Source organism: Allotamlana fucoidanivorans, from assembly GCF_006265225.1.
Lineage (GTDB): Bacteria > Bacteroidota > Bacteroidia > Flavobacteriales > Flavobacteriaceae > Allotamlana > Allotamlana fucoidanivorans.
Map to the genome: position 1 here is coordinate 181,692 of NZ_VDCS01000008.1, position 13,545 is coordinate 195,236.

General features: G+C 35.9%; 11 protein-coding genes. All 11 read right to left on the reverse strand.

Annotated features, from left to right (window positions below):
* Positions 1–100: 100 nt before the first annotated feature.
* On the reverse strand, positions 101–856 hold the full coding sequence (locus tag FGF67_RS09750) for a hypothetical protein (protein ID WP_139697204.1): 756 nt from the start codon (positions 854–856) through the stop codon (positions 101–103).
* 72 nt (positions 857–928) lie between these two features.
* On the reverse strand, positions 929–2,173 hold the full coding sequence (locus FGF67_RS09755; protein ID WP_139697206.1) for a DcaP family trimeric outer membrane transporter: 1,245 nt from the start codon (positions 2,171–2,173) through the stop codon (positions 929–931).
* Positions 2,174–2,364: 191 nt separating this feature from the next.
* A complete protein-coding gene (locus tag FGF67_RS09760) occupies positions 2,365–3,279 on the reverse strand; it encodes a hypothetical protein (RefSeq protein WP_139697208.1) in 915 nt (304 codons plus the stop codon).
* 154 nt (positions 3,280–3,433) lie between these two features.
* Positions 3,434–4,774: a metal-dependent hydrolase family protein gene (locus FGF67_RS09765; RefSeq protein WP_139697210.1), complete on the reverse strand. Its 1,341-nt coding sequence runs from the start codon at positions 4,772–4,774 to the stop codon at positions 3,434–3,436.
* 32 nt (positions 4,775–4,806) lie between these two features.
* A complete protein-coding gene (locus FGF67_RS09770; protein ID WP_139697213.1) occupies positions 4,807–6,372 on the reverse strand; it encodes a M20 family peptidase in 1,566 nt (521 codons plus the stop codon).
* A 104-nt stretch (positions 6,373–6,476) separates the two neighbouring features.
* Positions 6,477–6,740: a hypothetical protein gene (locus FGF67_RS09775; protein ID WP_139697215.1), complete on the reverse strand. Its 264-nt coding sequence runs from the start codon at positions 6,738–6,740 to the stop codon at positions 6,477–6,479.
* A gap of 243 nt (positions 6,741–6,983) precedes the next feature.
* Positions 6,984–7,349 carry a hypothetical protein gene (locus tag FGF67_RS09780; protein WP_139697217.1) on the reverse strand — a complete coding sequence of 122 codons (366 nt, stop codon included), beginning with the start codon at positions 7,347–7,349 and terminating at the stop codon, positions 6,984–6,986.
* Positions 7,350–7,523: 174 nt separating this feature from the next.
* The gene (locus tag FGF67_RS09785; protein WP_139697219.1) at positions 7,524–8,960 is read right to left on the reverse strand and encodes a serine hydrolase domain-containing protein; all 1,437 of its coding nucleotides are present in this window, start codon (positions 8,958–8,960) and stop codon (positions 7,524–7,526) included.
* Positions 8,961–9,302: 342 nt separating this feature from the next.
* Positions 9,303–10,472: a BamA/TamA family outer membrane protein gene (locus FGF67_RS09790; protein ID WP_139697221.1), complete on the reverse strand. Its 1,170-nt coding sequence runs from the start codon at positions 10,470–10,472 to the stop codon at positions 9,303–9,305.
* 18 nt (positions 10,473–10,490) lie between these two features.
* Complete coding sequence (locus FGF67_RS09795; RefSeq protein WP_139697223.1) at positions 10,491–11,549, reverse strand: hypothetical protein; 1,059 nt, start codon at positions 11,547–11,549, stop codon at positions 10,491–10,493.
* Positions 11,542–13,488: a hypothetical protein gene (locus tag FGF67_RS09800; RefSeq protein WP_139697225.1), complete on the reverse strand. Its 1,947-nt coding sequence runs from the start codon at positions 13,486–13,488 to the stop codon at positions 11,542–11,544. Before FGF67_RS09800 ends, FGF67_RS09795 begins: the two co-directional genes overlap by 8 nt.
* Positions 13,489–13,545 lie beyond the last annotated feature (57 nt).

Sequence of the window (13,545 nt, forward strand, 5' to 3'; positions counted from 1 at the left end):
ATTTATATTTAAAGATAGTAAAATCATGGGAGTTATGAATGACAGTTACTTGAATTAAATAAGACAAACTCTAAACCTTATTTATAGCTATTTAACTTCACTATTTATTTTTTTGACGGTTTTCTCCAAATAAAGCATTAGTGTAGCACATTATTCCTAATTCTAAGCCCGCTCGTTGAGACTTGTTGAAAGCACTAGAATAGGTCAATGCAACTATCCATTTTTTACTTTCCCATCTTACACCCGCACGATAACTAATGGGTGCGTTTGCTTGACCAGCAGTTCCAAATACTTCCCCAACGATAGCCGATTGTGGAATGACTTTATATATTGCAAGTCTTGAGCTATAAGTGAAACCCCAAGCCGTAGTATTTGTTTGTTTATGATCTAAGTTTACCGTTGCTCCTGGTAATATATCTAAAAGCACATTATTTTTAGCAAAAGCAAACGTGGCGGTACCCATAACCCACCAGGATTGAAAACTACTGGTTATTTCTCCGTAGTCTAAATGGTGAGGAAACAAACCAACTCCTCCCAGTACTGAATAGCCTGCTGTTTCTGCTTCGTTTTGATATAACCGGCGCTTTAAATAAAAAGAAGGGTTTATAAAAGCTTCTGAATTGGTTTTAGGGTCATTATAATAATATACAAACTGTGAATTAAACTCCCATTCGGGTAAAAAGGCCAGTATGGCATAAAATTGCGCATAATCCTGTCCGGCAGTAGCCACTAACGTACCCACACCATGAGGCGCCACCCACTGATTGTCTCCTGCAAATTGTTGCCCATAAACGTGCCCTGTAAAGAGAGTGATAGATAAAACGTAAAACCCAATAAATAGTTGTTTGTTTGGCATGAAACTATTGCTTTTAGAATTTTCATTGTTAGAATGAAATAACCCCTATATATAAGCTAATCGCTGCTCTCTTTAAAATTCAAATTTAGCCATGGTTTGCAGTCTGTTAGCTTCCCCGTAAGCATCATTAGAGGTTCGTTGTGCACCCCAAATGTATTCAGCACCTATTGTGAAGTTTTTATCAAATCGATATACCAGATTTAAATGACCAATACCACCGCGTTTTAATGCAAAATCGGCTCGTGATGCTGGTGCACCAAGCCATCCATACGCATAATTTATATTGCTTTCTAATTTAGGAGCCCAACGATGCATAAAACCAACTAACGCTGATTTGGCTATCATTGGTTCAAGTTTTCCATCGGCATTTAATACGGCATTGGCGTTACTGCCAGCAAAGGCTATAATATTTTCCCCGCAAGCGGAACCGTAATTAAGGTTGTAGGTAAAATAATTGTTTTCACCAATATACTGTCTTCCCGCAACCACAAAATTCCATTGAATGGTTTGATCGTAGGGGCCTGTATTGGTGCCATCCCAACGTAATTGAGCCACACTTGTTCCTAAAAATAACACACCAGTTTTCCAACGGTAATCCATTCTCAAAGCGAGTAAAGGGAGTTGCAAAGATGCCTTGCCATCAAAATTGTTAGGGTTTTCAATGCCTAAAAAGTTCTGGTTTTCTATGGCTGCAGCAATTTTTATTTTGTCTGTTATTTGTTTTTGATACCTTACTTGTATGGAGCGACCTCCAAACAGGGCGTCACCAGCAGCAAAATCAATCATAAAGGCCATAGATTCTAAAAATGATAAGGTGGTCCAGGTTTGACCAATGATGAAATCGCCAGCGCCAATATAAGCGTGTCTTATTCTAAAATAACCAGAAGTATTGAACCAGTCGCCTTCAAAAAATAAATGTAATGGTATTTTTCCTTCGGCATGGCGTCTTACATCAATGTTAAAACGAGTTTCTTTAACCAAAAAATGGGTGTATCCTTCATTACCAAATTCAGGTTGCCCTTCTACAGGTATGGTTGACATGAGAAACTGGTCTTTATCTCGGGTGCCATTAAAGTCATACAAAAAGTCAGCTTTTAAATAGCCTCCAATTTTCATTCGAAAATCGGTACCAAACATGGGCCATGACCCTGGAAATTTAGAACTAACAAGATGTTCTCTAGCTGTTTTTAAAACACTTTCTTTAAGATCCTCTTTTGGTGTTTCTAATGGATTAGGAATAGAGTCTTTAACCTGAGCCTGAAGAGTTAAAGAAAAATAAAGGCTTATTAGTACGGAAAAAAAGCTACTACTTTTCATATATAGAAATTTAATATTTGTAATGTAGTCACCATAGCATGAATAGAAAATAATTTTCACTTACTATGCACTTTGACTAGCAATCATATGGTTTGTGTATCACGAAATAACGCATAAAAATAATTCAATTTATAATAAAAAGTTCATGTAATTTGTAGAATTTTCTATTATAAATTGAATTGTATAGTGATTTACCAAGGTAATGGAACTACCGGGGCAAATGTAAATCTAATTTGGTGTTGCGGGCCAAAGGCATCAGGAGAAGCTACATAATACCAGTATTGTAAGCCCATTCTAACTGGTAACTTGCCGAACTTTAATACTTTTTGCGCACCTGTTCCTATTGGTAAGGATAGTTTATTGCCTTTAGTACCACGATGATTGTATGCATACGTTGGTGTGGCACTAATTTGCCAACCTTTGCTGAGATTTACGGTATAAAAATACTGTCCAGCTGTAACGCTTGCACTTTTAGGCCCTGTACTTGTGCCAAATACATCATTGGTGAAAATGGTACCTCCCGCATAATCTTTTACACTACCAACACCTATGGCTTGACTCACCATTAAACCTAATACACCCCATTTGGTGAGTTTAGCAGCCATTATTTCAGGGCCAAGCGTTACCTGGCTTGCTCTTAATGCTTTGTTTGAAGCCGTAGGAAAACCTCCAAAAACACCAACCAAGGTAATCCATTTTGATGGCCAGGTTTTACCTATGGCTACATCGGCACTAATGTTACCTAAACCGCCTTTATTTTCAAAACCATTTATCCCTAAAACCGGTTGTGATAAGAAAACAGGTATTAATGGCCTCACATAAAGATTTATACCTTGTGAAATAGGAATAGGTAATGACGGTTGAAAATTCAATACAAAACCATTTTGATTAGCATCTGGAATATCGCCATTGTAATTTACATAATCTATAGGGAAAAGCATTTGGCCTAATGTGGCATTTGGGTTAGCCAGTTTTTTTGCTAATTCTTCATCAGAATCTGGTTTTTTACTGTCTCCTGTATCTTGGGCATTTACTACTAGAAAGGACATAATAAGGTGCAGTAAAACAGCACAAATTATGTTTTGTCGTTTTTTAAGAGTAATCATAGTCATAGTTTTTAAATGTTATTTTAGGTGTAATATTAAAGGTAATATTATTTGTTTTGGCTTAAAATGTTATGATGCTTCATAGATTACAAAAAGAACATCAATAGGCCTCAAGTGAAGCAATATTACCTCACTTAAGGCCTTTTAATATAATCTATTTTAACGTGTTTTTATACACTTTACCATCCTTCATGATTAGCTGAAATTTTTCGTCATATTCTTGCATAACGCTAAGGTCTTTCATTGGGTTACCATCAATAATAATCAGGTCTGCATAGGCGCCTTCAACAATTTTACCCAATGGCCCTTCTTGATATGGGTGGCGCGGACCACTCAATTCTAACAGACGAGCGTTATCAGAAGTAACCATTTTTAACACTTCATAGTTAGTAAACCAAGTGCCCATTCTTACCAAATAGAGGCTTTGCTGTGCGGCTTTAGAGGCGTCCATTAATTGGTCTGTACCAAAAGCGACATTTACACCTAGCTTGCGTGCTTGTGTATATACATTGTTAACAGCGTCTGTAACTTGAAGCCATTTTTTTTCGCTAACAGGACTTGCCCATTTCATGTCGTCTGCAAACATAGCTTGAGGACTTAGCCAAGCATCATGTTCTTTCATTAGTTTTAAAGTTTCGTCTGAGGCAAAAAAACCATGCTCTATACATTTTACACCAGCCAATATAGACTTCTTGATGCCTTCATCTGTCATTACATGAGCATGTACATAGGTGTTAAAGTTTGCGGCTTCTTCTACGACAGCTTCTATTTCTTCTACAGAGAATTCACCAACATCTAGCGGGTCGTATTGTGAAGATACGCCTCCGCCGGTACAAATTTTTATTTGCGTAGCACCGTACTTTAAAATTTCTCTTGATCTTTTACGTACTTCTGGCACGCCATCAGCAATCATGGCCATCATATTACGTTCCCAGTAGCTGAGTTCTGAAGTAGAGTTCCTGGGGTTTTCTGCTAGTACCGTATGAAAATCGGCATGTCCAGAAGTTTGACTCATAAATGGCCCCGATGGTAAAATACGATGCCCTGGATATTCTCCAGAATCTATTAGTTTTTTAATGGCAAATGGATTTCCTCCTGGGTCTCTAACCGTAGTAAAACCACGCATCAAAGTGAGTTTAGCGCCCGTCATACTTCGAATAGCTACTTCTGGCATATCGCCTTGATTTAGCATAAGTACAGTTGCTGGGGTATACGCATAAGTGGTATGCCAGTGCACATCAATAAGGCCTGGCATTAGAAATTTTCCACCAGCATCAATAACTTCAGCGCCTTTCGGGGCTTTTATGCTTTTGGCTATTTGTTTAACCAGATTATCTTCCACTAGAATATCTGTGCCTTCAATGAGCTTTTCATTTACACCATCAAAAACGTTGGCGTTTTTAATAAGTATGGATGAAGTTTGCTTTTTTTGACTAAAAGCCATAAGGCTTAAGAAAAGCATTAATAGAACTAAGGTTAATTTGTTGTTTTTCATAAAAAAATTTAATGGATTAATAGCTAAGTAATTTATTTTTTAAGCTCTTTTAGATTATCAAATATGGTATAAAAGAAGCCAATAGATTTGGCATATTCATCAACCAAAATACGCTCATTCACACCATGGAATCCTTTAAATTCTTCGGTGTTTTCTAATTGAATAGCAGTGATGGTATATACATCTGGTGCAAAATCACGTGCCTGAAAGTGTTTAGAATCTGAACCACCAATTACAAAGAAAGGCGATACAATTAAATCATTACCATAGATTTGACGAATGGTTTTTTCAAGCATATTATAAGCTGGATTGCCTACCTGTGCTATGTTGGTAGCTGGTGTTGAAGCAGAAATGTCTCTAATTTGAATGCGATCATCGTTAATTGCTTTTTTAATATGTTCAATGATCACTTCTGGAGTATCACCTGGCATAGGTCTGAAATTTACAACAGCGGTTGCTGAAGGTGGCAATACATTATCTTTAATACCTGCATTAAACATGGTGGTAGCTATTGTAGTATGTAACATGGCTCTTGTTACTTCATTTTTTGTCATGCTCTCAATGAATTTTTTTTCCATGTCTGTGAGTTCTCCATCTTTACCAAAAGCAACCGCAGCAAATAGAGGCTGTAGTGATTCATCTAATTCTGGCCCCATATAACGGTATTGCGAACGAACCGCAGGATGTATTTTATAAGGAAACGGAGCTGCTTCTAATTTCGTAATCGCTTTTGCCAAAATACCAATGTTAGATTCTTCTGGAGGCATAGAAGAATGCCCACCAATACCATGTATAGCCAATTCTAAACTAATAAACCCTTTTTGAGCAATACCAATTAATGCCGTATTGTCTTTAATACCTGGAAATATACCAGGAGTTAATGGAGCGGACTCATCCATAACATAAGCAAATCGCTTAATACCTCGTGCTTCTAGAACATCGGCTACTTTTTTGGCACCTTCTGCACCTCCTACTTCTTCATCCTGTCCAAATACAAAATAAAGGGTACGTTCTGGCTGCCAACCTTCTTTAAGTTTCATTTCGGCTGCCTCTAAAATAGCATGAATTTGATTTTTATCATCTAACACCCCGCGGCCCCAGATGTAACCATCTTTTACAGTGCCTGCAAAAGGCTCTACTTTCCATTCTCCCCTAGATTCCTCAGGAACTGGCACAACGTCTTGATGGGCATAAAATAATGCTGGTTCTAAACTAGGATCTTTACCTTCCCAAGTGTAAAGTAAACTGTAAGGTCTAGGATCGCCATGTAGTTCTTTTTTTAGTGTTTTATGTACTAAAGGGTATGATTGTTCTAAAAATTTATGATACCCCTCAAAAGCTTTGGTATCAAAATCATCTCTGTCTTGGTTAGATATTGTTTTAAAAGTTACGGCTTTTGATAGTCTTTTAACCGCAGCATCTAAATCGACATCAACAGATATTTGCTCAATACCTGTCATCTGCATAGAAGTAAAATTTTCTAGGTTAACAGGTTCTGAAGGTTTTTCTTCTGACGTACTTTGTCCTGATTTTTGGTTGCAACTAAAGCATAGGGCAAGGGAGCATATTCCAGCGTAATAAATAAATTTAGATTTCATATGATTACTATTTTTGAAGTTCATTGTTAGTTGTTTTTTTTAAACGATATCATTTTTTAATAATAATAAAATGTTTGGGGGAATCTGAAAAGGTTGTTGTTTTCTCAAGGGACTTTATTTGAACTAACCCTGACTGCATAGGTATAGTTTGCTCGCCAATACATATCCTCCAAATATGGGAATAAAGCTATGTTTTCAGGAATTTGTTTTACTGGTGTTCTTTTTAAATAAATTTTGCTGAATAATTTGACCTTTTCAATGATGCCATCAACTACACCAGCAATTTTTATGAACATGGCTTTTTGTTCGCTAATTAGAAAAAATAGAAATGAACAAAACACTAAGAATGTTGAAATTCTTGTATTCATAAAATGTTAGTTAGAGATTAATAAAGCAAGTTGGCAAATGAAAACCAATATAAAAATAAGCATTTTTTTATAAACTATGCGTGCATTATAAAAAAAGTATACCATGTTAATGATTTCTTAACATTGTTTAATGTTTGAGAAAAACATTAAACGTATTTCTTTTAAAATTAGTGGTTTAAAAAGAAAATTAGTGCTAAATGAGCAATACGATTAAGCATTGTGTATGAAAACTTTAAAGAAATTTTAAAAAATTTGAATACGTTTTAGCTGATAAAAAGCTTCAGAGAAATTAAAATAAAGCCCCTTACTATTTTTTCCAATACCAAAATCTACACCTACATTCATCCTAGGTTGTACTTCATACCGAAAGCCAACACCGCCATTTGGTAGCCAATTTTGAAAGTCTTCAAAGCTATTTCCTATAGAACCTGTTCCTAGCCAGGTTACAATACCTACTTTGCTCATGTCTTTCATTTTATTTAAAAACATATAGCGCCATTCGCCTATGAAGGCCATCCCAAATTTGTCACGGTATACCCCGTTTAAGTAGCTTCTTAATAAATCTGTTGAACCAATAAGTGTCAATGCACTATAAGGCACATGTCCCATGGCTTTTCTAGTGTATAATTTTACAGCTAAAAGATTCTCTGGTCTATTTAAGGTTTTATAATAACTAGCATCTCCTTAAATATTTCAAGTGTAACAAAATAGGCTCACTATGAAATTCTCTATATTTAGAACTTCATAGTGAGTCTTTATCCTGGAACCTAACAGTCTAGTGTGCTATTTATTATCTAATGACAAAGCTGCTGCTCTCATATATCCTACAGGGCGATTAAGGTCAACGGATGAACTGAAATATACACCTACAAAGTCCCGCTTAGGGTCAATGTAGATTCCCTGACCATTGTGTCCCAACTTGGCAAGAGCCCCATCTTCCCATAAGAAGTCAAATTGAGCGCCACTTCCTATTACGGCTTGATCACCTAAGTATTTATAAGCTGTTTTTCCTACAAAGTTTTTATTGAAAATTTCAGCAGGTATCATGCTCTCGAATAAGTAGTCAATAATCTCTTGTGATATTACTTCTTTGCCTGTAATTCGCTGGAAAGATGGTGTGTATAGTAGGCCAAATCTTCCCATATCCTCAAGCGTTGAATTCATAGCGGTAGCTGAATGAATGGTTCCATCAGGGAACAAGTTGGGCACAAATTCACCAGTACCGGCATATTTGAAGAGTCTATCGTATAGGTGATCCACCATTTTCTTTCCAGTGACGTTTTCAATGGCTACACTCAATACTTGCGTATTCATACTAGCATACTGATACAGGCTATAGGGTTCAGCAATTTTTTTTGCTTCACGAATTACATCTATCCAATCTTCATGCTTTCCTTCGTACAGGTCTCCAAATGAGGCTTGGTAGTAGCGCTGTTCCATAGTGCCGTATTTGTACATATTACCCGATACATCATCAGCATTTAAACCTGCCGACATGGTTAAAACCGCTCGAACGGGAACATTATCCCAATCGCTACCCTTTAATCTTGGAACGTAATCGGTAATTGGAGCGTTATCATCCACTTTACCTGATACAATTAAATCCATCATAAGCGTGCCGGTAACAGCTTTGGTTACAGACATCCAAACATGCTTGTCTTCAGGGCGCATTCCAGGGTAATTTTCATAAACCACTTTTCCCTTATGTATCATCATGATGGCCTGTAGTCTAGATTCGGAAGAATTCGTGTACTCGATTAGCGTTGGAAATGCATTCCCTTCTACGTCATCATAGGTAATCTCATCGAACCTGCTATCCAATACTCTCGGCAACTCAAATTGATTCTCTGAAGCTGGCACCACGGCACTTGGTAAAAATTCCCACATGAAATTGTGGTAATAGAGAGCATCATCCATACCGGTCTCTTTATCATCCATAACATCCGAGGTGAAATGTCTTGCAGAGAATAAATCTTGAGCCCTACGCATTCTGTTGAGTGGGTAACCTTCTTCAAGAAGTTTTTTATGCTCAGCTACCGTTAAATTATTCTTTTGTCCTGCATATTTTTTAAGAAATACTTCAGTGTTTGGAGGCACAGAAGTCGTTTTTTCTGTAGAAGCACTAGCTTCCGTTTTTGTGTTTTCTGTTTGGCTACAACTTACTGTAAGCATTGCAATAGCTAGGATTGCTATAAATCTAGGATAAAAATTTGTTTTCATGATTTTTATTTTTATTAATGTTTTTTAATTAATTATCATGATGCAAAGATGCTATGCTTTTAGCAGGTATGCTTATAAGGTAAATTAAGAACCATGCTTAATCTAGATTAAGGTGTAAGGTTCTTACTTGATTTTACTTAGTAATTAGTCGGTTTATAAAGCAAATAGAAGTTTGTAGGTATAATAATTGAACAATAGGTATCCATTGTATGAGTTCAAATAAATAGGAATAAATACGTAATTAGGTATATGTTTAAATTATACATATCTGCAGTATTGTGATAAGAATTCGTTCAATATATGTTAATTAAAAAAGGGGAGGTTTAGATTTTAAAAAAAGTATTAAAAAGCTTCAGAGAAATTAAAATAAAGCCCCGTACTATTTTTTCCAATACCAAAATCTACACGTACATTCATTCTAGGTTGTACTTCATACCGAAAGCCAACACCGCCATTTGGTAGCCAATTTTGAAAGTCATCAAAGCTATTTCCTATAGAACCTGTTCCTAGCCAGGTTACAAGACCTACTTTACTCATGTCTTTCATTTTATTTAAAAACATATAGCGCCATTCGCCTATGAAGGCCATCCCAGATTTGTCACGGTATAACCCGTTTAAGTAGCCTCTTAATAAATCTGTTGAACCAATAAGTGTCATGGCGCTATAAGGCACATGTCCCATGGCTTTTCTAGTGTATAATTTTGCAGCTAAAAGATTCCCTGGTCTATTTAAGGTTTTATAATATCTAGCATCTAATTCAATAGCTTCAAAGTTTTGATTACCTCCTAATTTATCGGTGGCATTATAATAAGAAAAAGAGATGTAAGCGCCTTTATAGGCATTTACCACAATATCTCTGCTATCAAAAGTTAAGGAATAAAAGACGCCAGACTCCCTTATTTTTGGTCCAAATTCTATGTAATTGGGGTCAATGGCCATTATGGGGTTGGTTTCTTTTACGTCAAAATTACTATACATAAAGGCTATACCTCCATAAAGATTTGGTAGTATTTGATACTCTATTTTGGGTTCAACCTGATAAAATGTTCTGTTGTATTCTGAGGTGTCTTCACCTTTTTCAATAGCAGCATTGTTTTCATATCCTATGCCAAAATAATCGGCGCGAACGTTAGAGAATTTTGCAGCCATTCTTGCTCTTAACTTATTATCTAGCCAAAACGTGTTAACAATAGACCCTAGCGTAATATTACCTCTGGTACTGATGCTACCAAGTAATGGAATAGATGAACGCTGTAAATTTTTATTGGCCCTATTGGTACTGAATGTATATAGTAGTCCGCCCCCAAGTAAAGCCCCTGATTCGGGTGTATAACCTGGACCAGCAAAAATACTGAGAAAAGGACCGCCAACAGCAATAGTAGAGTCCTTTCGTTGTTGTCTCTTTTTTAGAGAGGAGGTAATCTTTCCAAAAAAGGATTTGCTTTGTCCAGATACAGGATTAACAAAAGTAAGAACGATAAATAGAGTACTTAATTTTAAAAATTTAAACACAGTATGTTGCTAAAATAGTTAAAGGGTTAAACCAGATAGGAAATTGTTACCTTTAATTCCAAACCTATATCCCAATCCAAATACAACTTGTTGTCTACTTCCCAAGAATGAGTAAATTCCTGTAAAGGTATATCTTTTGTTGATTTGCATATTAACCCCTAAACTCATACTTACAGGATAATACATGGTTTTGTCAAATCGGTATTTTAGTTCAACAGGTTCATTACTTGATAGCCACCTTGAAGCTCCATCATAAATGGGGAATAACACCTCTTGTTCACTGTCTGGTAGCTCATCATACCAATCGTTTAATTGGTTTAAAGCCGCTGCTTTCTTTTCAGGGGTAATACCGACCAGTTTTTCTAAATCAACGGTACCACTGCCGCCTTTACTAATACCCAAATATTGAGCACCCACTAAAACGACAAGGTTTCGGTCTGGGCGTTTAGGAAATCGAAACATATAACCACCTCTACCTCCTAAAACAATGGTTTTTGAAGGCTGATCTAAGTTTTTCATAAAGGTCCATACCATAGTAAAATCTCCCGATAAAACTAAAGGACCAACACCACCCGCCACAACAGTACCCCAACCAATTCCTGTTCCATTATTGTTGGTATTAAAGGTTAAATCAAAAGGCAACCCTAAGTTAATTTCAGTTTGAGAGTTTATTCGTCCTGCTATACCGTAAAAATTTAAAAATGGTAGCAACCAAAAATCATATCTTACATTAACAGCATTGACATCTGCTTGAATTTTTCTGAATCGTGCTATACCATCTATACCTATTAAATTATCAGAATCGAACCCTACATAAGCATTACTTATATTTATATTCTGTCTAGACCATGCGTAATTAACTCCAATACCATTGGGATAAGGTAAATCGAACCCCATTTTTCTTAATTTAGACCCCAAAATAGGAAAATGCCATTCGTAAGGCGTTTCCATTAAGCTGTCCCGATATTTTTGATATTCTTCTGAAATACTTATATTGGCTATCTGACCCATACATGAGCCTTTTACTAAAAATAACCCAATTATTACAGCTATATATGTTATATTCTTTTTAATCATGTCTGAGTACAATTGTTGCTTCTTTAAAGTTATTAGCTATTTGAACATTATCCCATGCTGATTTGTAAATGAGCAAGGATATAATGGTTGCAACGCGTTCTTCTGTAATAGTGTCTTCAAAAATACCACTATTTACAACGGCATCTATTAAGTTTTGAACCAGTTGTTCTATGTCTGTTTCTTTAATCTTCTGAAGCACAGGGAGCAATACATTTTTAATGTTCTCTTCGGTAATAGTGTCTTTAATAATGTCTAAGTCTAAAATAACCTTAGCGAAAAAGTTAGCCACGGCTTCGGCATTAAGATTGGCAAAGGCTTCCAAAATTGGAAGAAGTAGGGATTTTACTTTTTCGGGCGTGATATTTTCAGAAATAAAATCATTAAGAGCATTGGCTATAGCTAAACTGGTAAGCTCTGGGTTTATATTTTCTAGAATAGGGCTTAAAAAATCAGTTAAATAGCTAATAATCTCTGGGCCAATTTCAGGTTCAAGGCTCAATAACCATTCAGCAATAGTGCTTCCTGCTATTTCCGGGTCAATAGATTGCAAGTAAGTGATACCAAGTTGAAACGCAGAACTTATATTGTTTTGGTTTAAAAACTGACTGATGATTAATCCTGCCACCTCATCAGCAGCCTTTTCAGGGCCACCAACAAGACCAATTACGGGTTTAGCAGCAATAAAGGCAGCCTTAATCGTACTTTGCATGCTTTCATAATCTGGCTGTAAATTAATGTCTGAAAAACTATCATTAATTACATTAACAATGCCTTCTATGGCATTAGTGGCCTCTGTAGCCAATTCTCCCATTTTTAAAATAGATGTTTCATCAATTTTTTGTGTAAATGGTAGAATTAAGTTAGATACGTTTTCCTGGTTAATCCATATGTCACTAACATAATAGGCTAGCGTATCAGAAACTGTTGTTATTTTTTCTTCATCTAATTTTGTAAAATCACGCCAAGCATCGGTAAGTACTGGTTGTAATACATTGGGTGCAAAAACTTCAAAAAATAGGTTAACAATTAATGTTGAAATTGTTTCAGATACCTTCTCAGCATTGGTAGGAATAGATTCTATGTAAGGAAAAATGACTTCGTAAATGGTGTCGGCAGTGATATTTTCATTGATGAACGCCACAATAACCGCACTGATGTCCTCTGAAACTTTATCAGGGTCAATATTGGTCAATTTTTCTAGTTGTTCTTTAAGTAATTGGGTTAGCGCAGATTCCCAGTCTATTTGAGAGAGCACCTTATAGATTTCTGAGGCAAGAAATTTAGCAGCAGTTTCCTCATCAAATTCATTTATAAATTCTAGTTTTCCCGAAATGGCATCAACAATAACGTTGTTAATTAAAGATTGTAGCTTCTCATTATTGAAAAGCAAATGAGCCATGAGGTCTCCAATCTTCTCGGGTGATTTATTGGCCACTTTATCAATAAGGTCTTGATTGACTTTATTCACTAATCTGGCGATACTTCCTTGATTTGCAGTTAAAATAATTTCATTGTTATTACCATCGTATAAATAGTCATAAATTAATTTCTCTGCAGCGCTTATTCTTACATTTTTATCGTTAAAAACAAAATATTTAACATCTTTATCGCCTCCAATCAAATCTAACTGACCGTCTTTGGTCAAAACTTTTCCATCATGGGTAAAATTCACTTTGTAAGTGCGCATCTCAGAGGCATCAAGCACCATATCGTCCAAATCGTAAATGCCTTTTTTTATCAAAGAATCCGTACTGTTAAATAGAATTGGTGGTGGGATGTCATCATTGGCCACTTCAATTTTAAATTTAGCCAATTTCCATTCGTATTTTCTTAAAATGGTGTTAGCCTCATCAACAGCTTCAATAACGGTGTCAACTGGTTCTTCACAAGTAAACAACAATAGCAAAAGCGGAAGTAAGGCAGCATGAAGCTTCCTCATAGCATTTTTATTTTTTATAATTTTTAATCAAATTTAACAAACTTTTAGGATATTGTA